Origin of the sequence: Lysinibacillus sp. UGB7, assembly GCF_049058285.1 — a bacterium.
GTDB classification, from domain to species: domain Bacteria; phylum Bacillota; class Bacilli; order Bacillales_A; family Planococcaceae; genus Lysinibacillus; species Lysinibacillus sphaericus_B.
In genome coordinates, this window is sequence record NZ_JBMGUV010000004.1 from 20,211 (window position 1) to 36,088 (window position 15,878).

The window sequence follows — 15,878 nt, forward strand, 5'->3', positions numbered from 1 at the left end:
TGCTATGACTATTCGTTAACAGATACCATTGTTGGGCGTAATACACGATCTTTCAAGATATAGCCTTTTTGCAGTTCACGTACGACAACACCCGTCTCTTTTTTACTATCTTGTTCTTGCATAACTGCTTGGTGAATGTTCGGGTCAAACTGCTCACCCTCTGCTTTAATGACCTGTAAGCCTTCTTTTTCAGTTGCCTCGATCAGCGAACGGTACACCATGTCAATGCCTTTCACTATTGAAGCAGCCTCATCAGAAGTAGCTTCAATTTGTAGAGCACGCTCAAAATTATCTAATACCGGCAATAACTCTGTTAATAAATTTTGTGCACGGTACTTTTCAGCTGCCTCACGTTCAACTTGCTGACGACGACGTATATTGTCGAAGTCTGCACGTAAGCGTAAATGACGATTTTCTTCATCATCTAGCTTTGCTTGCAATTCTGCTAGCTTCGCTTCATATTGCTCTTCAATCGTTAGTTCTACCTGCTCTTCTACTACTGCTTGAGTTTCTGTTGATTCGTTTTCAATTTGTACATCTTCCTGTACAAGATCTTTGTTTTCAGTTTTTTCAGTCACTTGAATCCTCCTTAATAATCACTACGATTCTTCGTAAAGGCCTGTGATAAATCCATGCGCATTACGTCTAGTAAAGCAACAACACGCTTATAATCCATACGCGTCGGACCTATAATAGCGATGGCGCCCTGCTGTTCTTCGCCAATTGAATAAGTGGTCGTAATGACACTACAGTTCTCCATCTCTAACTGCTTATTTTCTGAGCCTATACGTATATGAATACCTGATTCATTTGGATGGAAGAGCGACTGCACTTGGCTAGTCGTTTCCATTAAGTCCAGAATCATCCGGACTTTATTTAAATCGTGGAATTCCGGTTGGTTGAACATATTTGTTTTACCACCATAAAAAATTTTACTTTCTGAATTATGCATCGTCGCTGATACAAGAGAATGAATAAAATCATCTGCTGATTGTGTATGTTGCTGTAGTACAGCAAATACTTCAACTTCAAGTTTTTTATGGATTTTATCTAATGACACGCCAACTAAGCGCTCATTTAAGATGTTAACCATCTTCTCAAGTTCAGAGGCGGTTACATTAGGCGGTAAACTAAACATGCGGTTTTCAACATGCCCGTTATTCGTGACGATAATCGCTACTGCTGTATCACTAGAAAGTGGTACAATGGAAAAGCGTTTCACTCGGTGCCTTTGAACATCAGGTCCTAATAGGATCGACGTATACGATGTCAGCTCGGATAATATATTGGCAGACTTTCGGATAATATGCTCGACTTCTACTAGACGCTCATTGAAAATTGATTCAATTTGTTGAATGTCCTTCGAGTTTATACCTTGAGGATTCAACAAATGATCTACATAAAATCTATACCCCTTTTCCGAAGGCACTCGACCAGAAGAAGTGTGAGTTTTTTCTAAAAAACCTAATTCCTCTAAATCCGCCATTTCGTTTCGAATTGTGGCAGGACTAAATGTAATCTCATGTTTTTTCGAGATTTGGCGAGAACCTACCGGCTGTGCAGACGTAATAAAGTCGTCTACGATGACTTGTAATATCTGTAATTGCCGATTTGTAAGCATGATTATCACCTCTGTTAGCACTCGACTAAGAGGAGTGCTAATACTATTATTAAGTTAACAAATCCCACATTTTCTGTCAATGAAATCGCTCAATCTTCTAGTAAAAATTGTTGAAAAACTTCATTTCCAACAAAACGACCTTTACGCGTAAGACGAATTCCGACATTATCATGTTCCACTAGACCATCTACAACTAATTTGTCAATGATATTTCCATACTGTATTTGCATAGATTCTTTAAATTTCTCTTCATATATACTGTGAGAAATACCCTCAGTTTTTCGTAACCCTAAAAACATTTGTTCTTCACGTTTTTCAGCCTTCGTTACTGCATGCTCGTGTACAATTGGTAATTCTTCAGCATCTACCGCTTCTATATATTTTTTCAACGGTCCGTGATTTGAATAACGATTTCCACCTAAATATCCATGCGCCCCAGCACCGAAACCAGCATATTCATCGTTTTCCCAATAAATTTTATTATGTGTAGACGCAAATCCAGGCTTCGCAAAATTACTAATTTCATATTGCCGAAGACCATGTGCGTCCATCTCTTGCATCAGCACGTCGTACATATCCGCTTCTAAATCTTCTGTCGGTAAGCTCAACTTACCTTTTGCATACTGGTTATAAAAAATTGTTTTGGGTTCCACTATCAGTGAATATGCTGAAAAATGAGGTAAGTCAAGCGCAAATGCTTTTTCTAATGAGTCCGTCCATTGCGCCATCGTTTGGCCAGGCAAACCATACATTAAATCGATGCTAATGTTTTGAAAGCCAACCTCTTTAGCTAATGCAATCGTTTCATATACGTGTAAATTACTATGTGTACGGCCAATTTTCTTGAGCAAGCCTTGATCAAATGATTGCACACCCATACTCAATCGATTAACACCGCCATCAAACAGTGCTCGCATTTTTGCCTCAGACAGTTCATCGGGATTGGCCTCTGATGTAAATTCTGTCACACTGTGCATCGGAATATACGTGCGAATGAGTTCGAGTAATCTCTCCAACTGTTCGGGTGACAATGCAGTAGGTGTTCCACCGCCAAGAAATATTGTTTCAATTTGTTTGAAGCTATTAGGATGCTTTGCACTCGCTAGTGCCATCTCCTTACCAAGTGCTTCTATATATTCATCTACCGGTTGATTTTTAAAGTAAAATTTATTGAAATCGCAATAATTGCAGATTTGATGACAGAAAGGAATATGAATGTAAACACCCCGTGCCATAGCTATCCCTTCTTTCTTGTTGAGTCTTTTTCCATTTCCTCATTATAAACAATCGGTAGGAAGAACGCTATGAATCCATCTAGATAGAATAACGAGCAATACATCTCAAATTACAACATCTTCATTATATTTTAATATTGCTTGCTTTGTACGCAAAAAAATCAAAGCCATTTGAAATGTAATGGCTTTGATTTTTTTAAAAAGATATCTAATGTAATCTCCCCCTACCCCCGTGGGTTTTCTTCATCCCCACGGATTGGACTGACCGTTGATACGGGATAAAAATCCTTAATAAAAAATAACGCCTACGCCGAACCCTAATAGTACAAGTAAATACGGCGGAATTTTCCATTGAATCAAGAGCACTAAAAATACGAATGCAATAAGTACATCCAAGCCACCTTGAATGGTTTGCGTTACGATTGGATGAATAAAAGCAGCTGCTAAAATGCCAACTACCGCCGCATTGGCACCAGCCATGAAACCTTTCAACCCTGTAGTACGACTAATGGTAAACCAAAACGGTAGAACGCCAATTATAAGTAAAAATGCCGGAAGAAAAATGGCAATTGTAGCGACAATGGCGCCAGGAACTCCATTAATAACCATGCCTATATAAGAGGCAAATGTAAATAACGGTCCGGGTACAGCCTGTGCAACCCCATAGCCTGTTATAAAATCAGATGTACTTAATAAGCCACTTTGAACAAATTGTGTCTCCAGTAGTGGTAATACTACATGACCCCCACCAAAAACTAATGCTCCCGAGACATAAAATTTTTCTATTAGCATGAGCCATTCAAGTTGAAAAAGTGAACTGGCTACAGGTAATCCGATGAGTAAAATACTAAATAGCAATAATAAAATTACCCCTGTGGTTTTCGAAATAGGCAGTATAATACCCTCAGTGTCTCGTTCTGTAGTGCTTTCTTTAAAAAATGTAAAGCCCACTAAAGCTGCAACAATAATCACAACCATCTGAGCAAATGGATGAATCCACAACAGCAATACTATAAGAGCTGATAAAGCGATTAAAAAATGTCGTAAGCTGGGGATTAGCTTTTTTGACATATCCCAAATTGCTTGCGCAACAATTGCCACAGCCACTAATTTTAAGCCATGGATCCAGTCCATCTCCATGTTTGTATGTCCATAAAAATATGCAAATCCCATTAATAGCAGTACAGAAGGCAATGTAAAACCAATAAATGCAGCAACGCTTCCTAACAATCCACCCCGTAGTAGACCTATTCCCATCCCTACCTGACTCGATGCAGGTCCAGGTAGAAATTGACTCAACGCAACTAAATTACTATATTCTTTATCCGTTAACCATTGTCGAATTTGAACATATTCATTTTGAAAATAACCCAAATGGGCAGTAGGACCACCAAAGGAAGTACAACCTAATTTAAAGGAAACGAGAAAAATCTCCAATATTTTTCGCATGCGCTTCAACTACTTTCCATGTCATATATAGTAATATTACATGGAATAGCCATTATTTCGGATTAAGATATTGTTAAAATTCTATCCTGTAGATCACGACTACAGTTAAACGGAAATCCTCATAGTTCATTTCCTCCAGACTTGAATGGCTGGACCAAGTTCTCTATCGCCTGCATCAATAGGAATCAACTCAAACTTATTATCCTTTAAATACAGCGCATCGAAGCGAATGCCCCACATTGTATGCTCCTCATTTAAAGAATAAGAAGAATCAAAACGCCAAGTTTTTCCGGACTTATTTTTAATTTTAAATGCAATAGAATCATTTAAATTTTGTGTTGACTGAAAGTATATCGTGGTAGAAATCGGTGTAGAAACCACGTTTTCCACCTTGATTTCTTGCCCATCATTAAGCGTAATTGCTTTATCTACAGAGAAATTTTTTTTATCTTCTAGTAGTTGCTTTTGCGAAGCCTCTATCTTAAATCCCCACGGTTTATCAATCGATTTTTCCCAGTTCCAATCGTTATAACGAATATCAAGCTTTAGCTTTTCATTTTGTGGTAGGTCACTCATCTTCACGCTGTTATAGATCGTATAGGTTGATGCTGTTTGTGCAATGGTCTGACCGCCGTTTCTAACGGTATAATCTTGACCATTCACTAATACTTGAGGAAAGAAAAAAATTTGATAGTCAAAATCTAAGTCCTCTACTGGCTCGAAGGTTGCATTAAGTAAAATTTGATTATCATCCACCATGACTTCATTTAAAGTCAAACGCCCGAAGTTATTTTCAATCGTCTGACCAACAATCGTTTTGTATGTACTAAATTCAGTCTCCTTAGATTTGTCTAAAATAGATGCTGTGAAAGGCAAATTAGCAATTATTACACAGCCCACTGCCAGCAGACACAAAGCTACAATAAACCATTTTTTACGGACTCGACTTTTTTTGGGTTGTTCTTCAGACATGCATTGTTCATCGGACAACATAAACACCCCCATTGTTCACAAATTACAATATATTCTTATGATTCATTGTAGTATCGAATGAGGCATTATATAACCAATCATCCGCAGCAACTAAATAAACATGCATTAAAAAAAGAAAAAGCCTGCAAAATGCCGATTTCTACACCATTGCACAATCCTACATTCCAAATAGAGAGGAAAAAACTGCGACATACCTGTGGAAGAACGGGCCAGCTTGCCCCACACGAAGCGGCGAAGGAGACGACTAGATGGTTCGTCCACTGAAAACGAGTAGCTTTTTGCAGACCTCGTGTAAATGAACAAATCCTGTAGGCAAATAGTCTATCGTAATAAAACATGTTGTACTCTACATAAGAAATAACAATACCGTCAGAAAGGTTGATGCTAATGAAAAGAAAATTCTTCTATACCAGTATTGGATTGCTATTGACTGTCATTTTAACATTTGGCACATACAAGCTAATGAATGCCAGAACGTATCAACTGTTTGGTGAAATAACTACGCATGTGGAGACAAATGAAAAAGTTGTCGCTTTAACATTTGATGATGGCCCTACCAAAAACGTCAATGAACTTCTGCCCCTATTAGACCAATATCATGTCAAGGCAACATTCTTTCTTATCGGTAGAGAGATAGAGGAAAATCCAGAAGAGGCTCAGAAAATTGTCAAGGCAGGTCATCAAATCGGCAATCACACTTACTCACATCAGCCGATGGTGTTCAAAAGCCAGTCCTTTATCAAAGAAGAAATTGAAAAAACTGATCAATTTATTCAAAGCATCGGCTATACAGATGCGATTACTGTTCGACCACCCTATAGTAAAAAATTACTTGGATTTCCTTATTACTTACATAAAAACAAGCGGGACACCATCACGTGGAATTTGGAGCCAGATACGTACTACTCGACAGCTAAAGACAAAATCAACTATGTAATGGATAATATCCAACCAGGCTCTATTATTTTAATGCATCCCATGTATGATGACACTGGTAATGAGCTACAAGCCATTAAGGGTATTTTGCAAGAACTGACTAATGATGGCTATAGATTTGTTATAGTGAATGAGTTAAAGAATGATGAAAACATAGCAGATTAATACGTCCCATCGCATTATTTTTTTTGTAATATTTCAAAGGCGGCCCTATAATAATTTGACACTGAGACTGCCTTTTTCTTACCTTCAATCCGTTGCCCATAGGTTAATAATTAGATAATAAAATTCTCCTCAAAAATTATTGTAAATAACGAATCAGAATAAAGGTGTCTCACGTAATAGCGAGACACCTTCTTCCCTTTTCTCTTATGATAAAAAGCGAAAACACCTTCATATAACGCCTAATTTTTCCACTTGAATTAGTAAGAGTATTATGAAATGTCAAAAATTAATACCGCAGGCAAATTTTAATATATTTTCTATAATAGTATGTTATTATTATTTTAGCAAAATGTCCTATTATCCAAGACACAATAGCGAAATATGAACTACAAAGGATGATGAAAATGAAGCAAATTCAACAACTTTTCCAAAGTGAAGATGGAAATATTGAACAAAGAGAGAATTTTCTTTTACTATTAGAGAAAATTGTATCCTCATTAGATAAGTTAAAGAATCCTCAAAAAACAACTCTTGGACCGATGAAAGAGCGTTCTGCTAATTTTTACCAAGAGCTGATGCAAGATAACCAAGTACCAACATCAGGTGTAGGTCTTGATCAGGTAGTCGATGATTTGACACAACTGATGCAAGGTCATCCATACCATACACGTAACTTTGTAACGAATGTTTTACCAATGGCCAGCATTCCCGGCGTATTGGGTCAATTTACAAATGCCCTACTTAACGGCAACAATCTGTGGGATGTATACGGACCAGCTGCCGCAGAATGTGAGGTAAAGGTTGTAGCGATGATGTCTAAGTTAGTAGGCTATGACTTCACACAAAGCTTTGGCTACACAACTTGGGGCGGTCAAGGTGCCGTATTCAGCGGGTTACGACTTGCTATTGCCAAACAATTCCCTCATGCAAAAGAAGAGGGTGTGCCTAATAATTTATATTGCTTTGCTTCAGAAAATGCTCACTATAGCTTATTAAAATCAATTGAAGCAGTTGGTATTGGGAGCAAGCATTTAGTTCGTGTAAAGGCTGGGAAAGATCATTCCATGGATGTGCAAGATCTGCAAGCTCGCATGACAGAGGTTATCGAAAACGGTGGCATCCCTGTTTATGTAGTAGCTACAACCGGTGCTACTGACCAATTTGGCATTGATGATGTACAAGCAATCAAAGAAGTTACGACAAGTCTTGAGAAAAAGTACGACTTAAAATCAATCCATATTCATGCTGATTCAGCTTTAGGTGGTTTTTATGCCTTTTTCAATGATTACGATTTCAAAGAAAACCCTTCACATTTTGAAGAGGATGTCTTACAAGGTTTACTACATATTCATGAGCGTATGCAGCATTTAGCGATTGCAGATAGCCTGTGCTTTGACTTCCAAAAGCTCGGTCAAACGCCTTATTTAACAAGCTTATTCTTAATAAAAGAAGGTAAACATTTACAATTACTAGACATCGATGACTTTGACACACCTTATGTAGGGAATCGTGGCTATGGTTCATATCATACGGGTTATACATTAGAGTGTTCTCGAATGGGAAGTTCGATTGCAATCTACGCTGCTTTGCAAGCATTCGGAAAAGAAGGCTACCAACAAATATTAGCCAATTATGTACGTGTAAATTTAGCGTTCCGTACGCAATTAGCTGAAAAAGTTCCTATGCTACAGGTAGTCAATGAGGCAAATATCGGGCCAGTAACAGCCTATCGTTTGTACCCTAAAGACTTTAATTGGGCTTCTGAACAAGCCGGTAGTTATACACAAGATCAGATTGAATATATAAATGCTATTAACGCTTCTTTCTTTGAAATTTTAGGAGAAGGTCGCGATGAAGTATTTTTCGGTGATACAACGCGTGTTTGCACAGTTAGCGCTAGTGATACAAAACAACAAATTCCGGTTGCTGCGGCAAAATTCTTTTCTATTTCTCCTTATACTGAGACGGAACACATTAATGATATTGTTCTTTTCTTACATAAAAAGGTAAAAGTATTGGAGGCTTCACAAATTGAGTATAGTCACTAAATTAAAGAGTTCTTTACTCTACAAATATATTGCAAGTTTTACCATTCCAATCGCTATAATATCCGTAATATTTAGCGTAGTATTATTTGCAGTTTCCTATAGAATAATTGATGATTTTGTTATTACGCAATTTGAGTCATCCTTAGAGGTTGTATCTGGCACGATTTTTGATGATATAGAAAAAACTGATGTAATGGCTGCGGATAACGGCAGTCAAGAAAAATATCAAAAAGTATTAGATAACTTAAATAGAACAATTAAAAAGTATGATATTGAAAATGCCTATGTGCTTTCCCGTGCAGATGGCAAGGAACATATTGTAGCTTTAAGTAATGAAGATAGTTACAAAGCAGATTATGTTTTCGATGATAAAATGAATGATGCTTTAGACAATGGGAACATTCAAATTAGTGATATTTATGAAGATGAATTTGGTATCCATAAATCGATCTTTATTCCATTTAAAGATACTAATATTCTTTTTGGTTTAGATATGGATGCCTCATTCATTTCTAAACTTCAAACTCAGACTCTTTGGATATGTATTATTATGACTGTTATTTTTGTGATATTTGGTATAATTGTGGCTTATTTCATTAGTATTGGCATCACAAAACCAATCAAAAAAATGACTGGTTATGTTGGTAAAGTGGCACAAGGAGACCTATCTGTGCAGCCTCTGCAAATCAGTGGTGCAAATGAAATTGCACAGCTTTCAAATGGTATTCAAAATATGACAGAGGATCTACGTTCTCTTATCCATCAGATTGCTGAAAATGCAGAGCAGGTAGCGGCAATGTCAGAAGAATTAACTGCTAGCTCGGAGCAAACAAGCGCGTCAATTCAACAAATTACATCTTCTATGCAAGAGGTCGCTTCTGGCTCAGAAAAGCAAACTACTTCTATTGAAGAAGTTGAAAATCATATTACAGCCATCTCTACAAAGATGTCAGAGGTTGTATCCAGCGTCAATGATGTAACGACTAAGGCATTTAGTGCATCCTCTATTGCAGAAAAAGGCAATACAACGATTCAAAGTGCGACACAGAAGATGGACGTTACATCTGATGCAATTCATGCCACTTCAGATGTTGTAGAGCGTTTAAGCTCATACACAAATGAGATTGGTGATATCGTTTCATTAATTACTCAAATTACAGACCAAACGAATTTACTTGCATTGAATGCATCGATTGAGGCAGCACGTGCTGGTGAACACGGTAAGGGATTTGCTGTTGTCGCTGAAGAAGTACGTAAACTAGCTGACCAATCTCTAGAAGCTGCTAATAGTATTCGCTCACGCATTGATACCATTAAAGAGGAGTCTGCTCAAGCGGTAAAATCGATGGCAATAAGTAGTAGTAACCTTGAAGAAAGTTCTACTGCCTTTAATGCTTCTGGGGAAGCCTTTGGAGAAATCTTTTCTCATATTACAGCGCTTACCCAAGATATGGATCATGTTAACAACATCATCTCCAATATAAATAACGGGGTTAGCAGCATTGCTGGTTCTGTAGAGCAGGTTGGTGTTGTAGCCGTTCAAGCATCTGGAAATATTCAAAATGTTGCTGCCGCTTCAGAGGAGCAGTCAGCTAGCATCGAGGAGATTACTGCCTCTTCGAATAATTTAGCTGAGATGGCACAAGATTTACGCAATATTATACAAAAATTTAAGCTATAACAAATAAAAATGACTTTGAGCGCAACTGCCAAAGTCATTTTTATTTTGTTTTCATTTCTTTATAGCTTGCAATTTCTAAGCCATTGCGTGTTGTTGTTCCCTCTTCTTCAACCACAACAATGTCTCTTGCAGACCTTCCTTATACGAAGTCTGAGGTAACGGCCCAATGGCTTTTTCATATTTTTCTCCACTCAATATTACGGGTTCTTCTGTTAAATACATCATTTCCTTCATTTCCTTCATAAACGGAGAAAAGATTGCTAACATACTAATCATTGCTTTCGAGACTGTACGAACATCCCTTTTATAGCCTGTAATATCTCGTAAAATCGTCACTAGTTGTGCTCCAGTAATCGTGTGAACAGCTGACACATGCCAATGTTGATGATATGTGTCAGAACGTAGAGCAAGCTCAACCATAGCTTTCGCTCCATCAAATGTATAAAGGAATTCCCTCGCCACTTGCATATTCCCAACATAGTTTGCCTTTTTATCTCTTATCACGCTTTTTAATGTTTCATGTAGAATTGTATTTTCAGCATTTGGGCCATATAAATCAGGCATATGAACAATTAATGAGGGTATACTGCTCTCCTTTAACATGTTTTCCATGGCTAAGCGAATTTTTCCTTTTTTCGTATGTGGGTTCTTCCTAGCATTCTCTGTTACAATGTTGGTCGATTGCCTTCCATAGGCATATATATTGTCTACAAGTGCAATTTTCGCCTGTTGCGCCTGCGCTGCCCTAATGATGATAGTTAAACAGCGTATATGCTTAGCTTCCCATTCTTGATATGGAAAGCTAATGGCATGAAAGATAACATCTACTCCGTGTGAAGCCTTGCGTAACTGTTCTTCATTAAATACATCGCCTGTATAAATTGTCACATTCGGTTGATGTTGAAATAGAGCTACTAACTTTTCTTTAGTCCTAGCAAAAGCTACAACCTGTATATCTCTCGCAGCTAACTCATTAACAAGTGCATAGCCCATTCCACCAGAAGCCCCTACTACTAATGCCTTCTTCACAGTACATTCCCCCCTTTAATTAACCACTGGTCAAACAATGCTAAAAGCAAACTCCAGATTCATAATCTAGAGCTCTATTACTTATGATAGTGCTTTAACGAGAAATTTAGCATGTAGATTTACTGCTTCTCTCGCTTCCTCATAGTTCTTCACATAATGACGATAATGTGAAACAAAACCGTGTAAAGCAATAAATGCACAATGAATATCTGAAGCCAGTAATTGATTTGTAGATAATGTTTGAACTGACAGCGCAAATTTTTCATAACTAAGGTTAGCAGCTTCTTGTGATAAGCCATCGATTTCGTCGTCTCTCACCATAAACATCAATTCATATTGGCTTTGATGGTTTAAACCAAACTCCATAAAGCCTACAAATACATGATAAAGTTTTGTCTGTGGTTCCTCAGTTCCATTATTTACAGTTTCATCTAAGATTGTATTTAATTCCGCAAAATACCCACCTATAATGACATAAAATAATTCTGCTTTATTTTTAAAATGATAGTAAATAGCCCCATGACTACAACCAAGTTCTTTTGCGATACTACGCATAGACACCTGATGAAAATCCTTGTCGATAAACTGTTTATGTGCCTCGTCTACAATCATCTCTTGCGTCAATTCATGTGCTGATGGCTTTCGTGGTGACATGATTTCCTCCTTTAACTGACCAGTGGTTAATTAATAGTTTATTATTTCCTCATTTATTTGGCAATTACAAACTTATAAATTAAATGTATCATAACTAATAATTAGCAATGCAATGAATCGAAGAAGGGATAGCCCGCTAGTGTAGCGTTGGCTATCCCTTGTGTTTTAATGTAAAACTTTATCTTTTCCTGAAGGTGAAGCTATATCGTTGTTAGATTAAACTTTTTACAACTTTTGAAATAACAGCACCTTCTGCTTGACCAGTTAACAGTGGTTTAGCTATTTTCATCGCTTCTCCCATATTCATGCCCGCGATAACTCCAGCTGCTGTTAGTTTTTCGGCAATTTCTGCTTCAGTTAATTGTTTTGGCAGAAATGATTTTAATAATACGAGTTTCGCTTGCTCTTTTTCAATTAAGTCTGCTCGACCAGCATTTTGAGCGCCTTCCAAAGCCTGATTTGTTTGCTTCACTTCACGATTGATGATGGCAATTTCCTCATCATGTGTCAAAGGTTCGCCCTTTTCCTTCTCAGCTAAATCCAGTGCAGATTTTACAAGTGTAAGGACACCTTTTGCCAATACATCCTTTTCTTTCATCGCCTTTTTAAGCTGTTCGAAAACTTCAGTTTTTAACATCATTCTCACTCCTCTTTCCCGTGGACTCACTTTTTATTGTAACACTAATGGTTACACTCGTTGTAGCTTTTGAGCGGTTAGCTGAAACTGCATATCCACAACATTTTTAATGAAAGCTTGATCATGCGATGCAATAATAATCGTACCCTCATACGACATGATGAATTGTTCCAAAGCTTCGATGGCATGAATATCAAGAAAATTTGTAGGTTCATCTAATAATAATAAATTATAATTGCCCAAAAACAACTGACAAAGTTGCAAACGAATCGCTTCTCCACCACTTAATGCATGAACACTTTTTTGTACATCGGATCCTACAAATTGCATTGAGTGAAGAACACTACGGAGCATCCCTTCATCATAGTCTGAACGTTTCTTCAAAAATTGCAGGACTGTTTCTTGTTGTTCTAATCGATAACTCATTTGATGAAAAATTCCGATTTTAACCTTCGGTGAAATAATTAGACCCTCTCCATGATTCGCAATATGTTCAAGTAATGTACTTTTCCCACTGCCGTTAGGACCCGAGATGGCAATTGTTTGACCAAGAGGTAATTGGAAGTTGACATCGTATAGCAACATCTTGTTCGCTACTTGCAGTGTTAAGTGCTGTGCCATAATTGGAAACTTGTTGTGTAATTCTAGAGCAGGTACTTGTCTAAAAACAATTTTCTTCGGCTCTTTGACAGTTTCAACCTTTTGTAACTTGTCTACGCGCTTTTCAATAGCCTTTGCTGCTTTATAGCCGGCCTTCTGACTTGTACTTTTCGATTTTGTTTCAAACATACGATTGGCCTTCGCCTTCGATTCCTTATTCGACAACTTACCAGCCTGCGCTATTTTCTCAGCCTTTTTCATTTTCTCTTGAGCCGCTTTTTCTAGTCGAGTCTTTTCCTTGATAAATTGCTCATGTGCCTGTTTTTGTTGCTCACGTTCCAGTTGTTTTTGTCGTTTATACTCACTATAGTTGCCCTTGTAAACCCGCACTTTTCCTGATTCAACTTCCCAAATCGTTGTCACGATCTTATCTAGAAATGTTCGATTATGGCTAATACATACCAGTGCCCCGTAATAATAGCTAAGTTCGTCTAGTAAAAAGGCAATACCTTCTTGTTCTAGATGTGTAGTTGGCTCATCTAATAGCAATGCCTCATAGTAATGTGTGAATAGCTGTGCTAATTTTAGCCTTGTTTGCTCTCCACCACTTAATTGGTTAGTTTGTGTTGGAACAGCTAATTTGCTAAGCAACGTCCCATCCACCTCTGTAATTGTAGGTACTTCGATTTGTTCGAAATACCCTGAGTCGGCATATTGTCTTACTTGTCCACGAGTGGGTTGAAGCTTCCCTGCTAGTAGTTTCATTAAGGTACTTTTCCCGACCCCATTATCGCCCACAATACCGATGCGATCAAATTGATGTACTGCTAAACGATCTATTCCTAAGATTTCTTTCTCGAAAAATGTCACTTCAATATTTTCTAATTCCAAGCATAGTTGTTCCATATTCGCTACCTCCGAAATGTAGTATTTCGTATCGATAGCTAGGATCGATACGAGCTTATCCTGCTAAGCTCGTATTAATAAAACAAAAGCATCATCATAAGTTACCACTCCTTATCTTTATTATCTCTATAAAAAAAGTACACAGTTCGTCTGTGTACAAAATTTACTATATTTCTAAGTATGCTCTCTGGAAAGTCAATGTACACTACATCCGAAAATTGTACCCAACGACACTGTTTATTTTACTTGCTTCAGCATTAATACATCAGCCTTTGTTTCTAGTAATTCATGTGAAAGTACTCGAACTTTGGCATCTACACCATCAATTTTCGCACCGAGATGTTTTTCAACTGATTCGATTTTTTCTTCAAGCCTTTTTTCGACCGATTCGATTTTTTCTTCGAGTCTTTTTTCGACTGCTTCTATTTTTACCTCTAGTCTTTTTTCAACTAATTCGAGTTTTCCCTCAAGCTTATTTTCGACTGTTTCGAGTTGTTGTTGAATTTCTGTTTTCATGCCCTGTACTTGTTTAGAAAGCTCCAAAATTGCTTGAAGTATAGCATTCTGATTGACTTCTTGTGTCATAGTCGACCATCCTTTCTTTGAAAATTTATCAGATACTCTATTTATACTGTCTTTAAATTCATTGATTGATTGTTCCTTCTTTGCAAACTTTCTTGAGTCATTAAATAAGAGACTCTACTCCCCCATTCTAACTATGATTTTTAGGGAAGTCAAAACTTTAAAAAAATGAATCTGTCAAGTAGCATCCTGTAATTTTACTTCATAGTATCGCATGGCCTTTATATCCCCCTTATACATAAAAACACCTTGCTCGATTAAACAGCGTAATCGATATTCAATCCACTCGTCCCCTCTATATTGTTCCATATGACCGATTACCTCCCCAATTAAACGGGCCGATTTTCGAAATTTCTTGTTGCCATCTTCCTTATCCAATCGTTTGGCACATGCAATAATAAAGGCATCATCACGATCCTCATTTATGTTTTGCCATAGCTCATGATGCTCCCATGACCGAATTAAATAGTCATCATCCGCAAGCATTCGCAAGCCTTCCGTACATAATATCTGTCGTTTCTCCTGCTGTAATGGCCGTAATTCATACTGCTCGTAAAAGCATAGCAAATTCTCTGAAGAAACTTCACCAGATGATCTTGGATAGTTATCTTCCACTAAATGTGGCAACGTATAGATTTCATGAAATGCTAAAAACGTATCAATAACAAATACGCGATTTAGCTTATTTTCCAACATAGCCAAAACTAGCCGTAAACCCGTTTGCTCATGGGCATTTTGACAAGTCCATATAATGATATCTTGATGCGGCGGAATATCTTTTATTTTTTCCACAGCTTCGAACATTGAATTTTTATAAAGTTGTAGGCAGTCATCTTCAGGGTTATAGCGCTCTTGAAACCATTCAAAACGGGCCTCAATACCCGATACTTTATGTAAATCCTTCAGTGGACCAATCGAAAAGTTAGTTGGCAACATAATAATATCTTCCGTTTTGTCATAGTCTGAATCACGAAAAGCAGCTTTTAGACTCCCAGCTGGCGATTCACCAAATACGAAGTGCATCGTTTGCACATTCTTCGTTTTAGGCTTATCCCCTAACTTTAAAATAGATTGTCTCATATCTTGTAACTTTTCTTCATTCAAACTACTATTTACCAACAATAAAAAGAGCATCGATTTTGCATCCGCTTCATTCAATTCTTTTATAGCTTGTTTTAACTGATTCATTTTTTCCAAATCATTCACTCCCTCTCTAAAATACATACAATTCTTAGGTTGAATTTAATAGGCTTGGATTTATCTTTGCTTATAATTTACAACTAAGAACATGAGACTTTTTACAAGTTTACCTCTGTACATATTGTGTAAGCAGTTTCATACC

At 37.3% G+C, this 15,878-nt stretch carries 14 protein-coding genes; 3 read left to right on the forward strand and 11 right to left on the reverse strand.

The window, feature by feature from the left end; translation table 11 throughout:
• Window positions 1-8: 8 nt before the first annotated feature.
• From grpE to ACOMCU_RS05400, 5 genes are all read right to left on the reverse strand, one after another.
• Window positions 9-578, reverse strand: a complete 570-nt coding sequence (gene grpE, locus ACOMCU_RS05380) for a nucleotide exchange factor GrpE (RefSeq protein ID WP_421049612.1) — start codon at window positions 576-578, stop codon at window positions 9-11.
• 11 nt (window positions 579-589) lie between these two features.
• Window positions 590-1,621 carry a heat-inducible transcriptional repressor HrcA gene (gene hrcA / locus ACOMCU_RS05385; protein ID WP_010861217.1) on the reverse strand — a complete coding sequence of 344 codons (1,032 nt, stop codon included), beginning with the start codon at window positions 1,619-1,621 and terminating at the stop codon, window positions 590-592.
• An 89-nt stretch (window positions 1,622-1,710) separates the two neighbouring features.
• Window positions 1,711-2,856, reverse strand: a complete 1,146-nt coding sequence (gene hemW, locus ACOMCU_RS05390) for a radical SAM family heme chaperone HemW (protein ID WP_421049613.1) — start codon at window positions 2,854-2,856, stop codon at window positions 1,711-1,713.
• A 288-nt stretch (window positions 2,857-3,144) separates the two neighbouring features.
• The gene (chrA, locus tag ACOMCU_RS05395) at window positions 3,145-4,305 is read right to left on the reverse strand and encodes a chromate efflux transporter (RefSeq protein ID WP_421049614.1); all 1,161 of its coding nucleotides are present in this window, start codon (window positions 4,303-4,305) and stop codon (window positions 3,145-3,147) included.
• 126 nt (window positions 4,306-4,431) lie between these two features.
• A complete protein-coding gene (locus ACOMCU_RS05400; RefSeq protein ID WP_421049615.1) occupies window positions 4,432-5,298 on the reverse strand; it encodes a DUF4179 domain-containing protein in 867 nt (288 codons plus the stop codon).
• Window positions 5,299-5,685: 387 nt separating this feature from the next.
• Here ACOMCU_RS05400 and ACOMCU_RS05405 point away from each other — a divergent pair, with 387 nt between their 5' ends.
• From ACOMCU_RS05405 to ACOMCU_RS05415, 3 genes are all read left to right on the forward strand, one after another.
• Window positions 5,686-6,399 carry a polysaccharide deacetylase family protein gene (locus ACOMCU_RS05405; protein ID WP_421049616.1) on the forward strand — a complete coding sequence of 238 codons (714 nt, stop codon included), beginning with the start codon at window positions 5,686-5,688 and terminating at the stop codon, window positions 6,397-6,399.
• Window positions 6,400-6,803: 404 nt separating this feature from the next.
• Complete coding sequence (locus ACOMCU_RS05410) at window positions 6,804-8,447, forward strand: pyridoxal phosphate-dependent decarboxylase family protein (RefSeq protein ID WP_010861222.1); 1,644 nt, start codon at window positions 6,804-6,806, stop codon at window positions 8,445-8,447.
• A complete protein-coding gene (locus ACOMCU_RS05415) occupies window positions 8,431-10,128 on the forward strand; it encodes a methyl-accepting chemotaxis protein (protein ID WP_010861223.1) in 1,698 nt (565 codons plus the stop codon). The genes ACOMCU_RS05410 and ACOMCU_RS05415 overlap by 17 nt, the downstream gene beginning before the upstream one ends.
• A gap of 75 nt (window positions 10,129-10,203) precedes the next feature.
• Here the strand turns inward: ACOMCU_RS05415 and ACOMCU_RS05420 are convergent, their stop codons facing one another.
• From ACOMCU_RS05420 to ACOMCU_RS05445, 6 genes are all read right to left on the reverse strand, one after another.
• Window positions 10,204-11,157 (reverse strand): SDR family NAD(P)-dependent oxidoreductase, encoded by a 954-nt coding sequence (locus ACOMCU_RS05420; RefSeq protein ID WP_421049617.1) that lies wholly within the window; start codon window positions 11,155-11,157, stop codon window positions 10,204-10,206.
• An 81-nt stretch (window positions 11,158-11,238) separates the two neighbouring features.
• Window positions 11,239-11,811 carry a TetR/AcrR family transcriptional regulator gene (locus tag ACOMCU_RS05425; RefSeq protein ID WP_010861225.1) on the reverse strand — a complete coding sequence of 191 codons (573 nt, stop codon included), beginning with the start codon at window positions 11,809-11,811 and terminating at the stop codon, window positions 11,239-11,241.
• A gap of 211 nt (window positions 11,812-12,022) precedes the next feature.
• Complete coding sequence (locus ACOMCU_RS05430; RefSeq protein ID WP_010861226.1) at window positions 12,023-12,448, reverse strand: GatB/YqeY domain-containing protein; 426 nt, start codon at window positions 12,446-12,448, stop codon at window positions 12,023-12,025.
• Window positions 12,449-12,499: 51 nt separating this feature from the next.
• The gene (locus ACOMCU_RS05435) at window positions 12,500-13,954 is read right to left on the reverse strand and encodes an Msr family ABC-F type ribosomal protection protein (RefSeq protein WP_421049618.1); all 1,455 of its coding nucleotides are present in this window, start codon (window positions 13,952-13,954) and stop codon (window positions 12,500-12,502) included.
• 237 nt (window positions 13,955-14,191) lie between these two features.
• Window positions 14,192-14,539, reverse strand: a complete 348-nt coding sequence (locus tag ACOMCU_RS05440; RefSeq protein WP_421049619.1) for a hypothetical protein — start codon at window positions 14,537-14,539, stop codon at window positions 14,192-14,194.
• 174 nt (window positions 14,540-14,713) lie between these two features.
• Window positions 14,714-15,724 (reverse strand): DUF1835 domain-containing protein, encoded by a 1,011-nt coding sequence (locus tag ACOMCU_RS05445; RefSeq protein WP_421049691.1) that lies wholly within the window; start codon window positions 15,722-15,724, stop codon window positions 14,714-14,716.
• Window positions 15,725-15,878: the final 154 nt, after the last annotated feature.

Excerpts from the sequence above, each read along its gene's own strand:
- hrcA (WP_010861217.1), bottom strand. The coding sequence starts at position 1,621 with ATGCTTACAAATCGGCAATTACAGATATTACAAGTCATCGTAGACGAC.
- hemW (WP_421049613.1), bottom strand. The coding sequence starts at position 2,856 with ATGGCACGGGGTGTTTACATTCATATTCCTTTCTGTCATCAAATCTGC.
- chrA (WP_421049614.1), bottom strand. The coding sequence starts at position 4,305 with ATGCGAAAAATATTGGAGATTTTTCTCGTTTCCTTTAAATTAGGTTGT.
- ACOMCU_RS05400 (WP_421049615.1), bottom strand. The coding sequence starts at position 5,298 with ATGTTGTCCGATGAACAATGCATGTCTGAAGAACAACCCAAAAAAAGT.
- ACOMCU_RS05405 (WP_421049616.1), top strand. The coding sequence starts at position 5,686 with ATGAAAAGAAAATTCTTCTATACCAGTATTGGATTGCTATTGACTGTC.
- ACOMCU_RS05410 (WP_010861222.1), top strand. The coding sequence starts at position 6,804 with ATGAAGCAAATTCAACAACTTTTCCAAAGTGAAGATGGAAATATTGAA.
- ACOMCU_RS05425 (WP_010861225.1), bottom strand. The coding sequence starts at position 11,811 with ATGTCACCACGAAAGCCATCAGCACATGAATTGACGCAAGAGATGATT.
- ACOMCU_RS05430 (WP_010861226.1), bottom strand. The coding sequence starts at position 12,448 with ATGTTAAAAACTGAAGTTTTCGAACAGCTTAAAAAGGCGATGAAAGAA.
- ACOMCU_RS05435 (WP_421049618.1), bottom strand. The coding sequence starts at position 13,954 with ATGGAACAACTATGCTTGGAATTAGAAAATATTGAAGTGACATTTTTC.
- ACOMCU_RS05440 (WP_421049619.1), bottom strand. The coding sequence starts at position 14,539 with ATGACACAAGAAGTCAATCAGAATGCTATACTTCAAGCAATTTTGGAG.
- ACOMCU_RS05445 (WP_421049691.1), bottom strand. The coding sequence starts at position 15,724 with ATGAATCAGTTAAAACAAGCTATAAAAGAATTGAATGAAGCGGATGCA.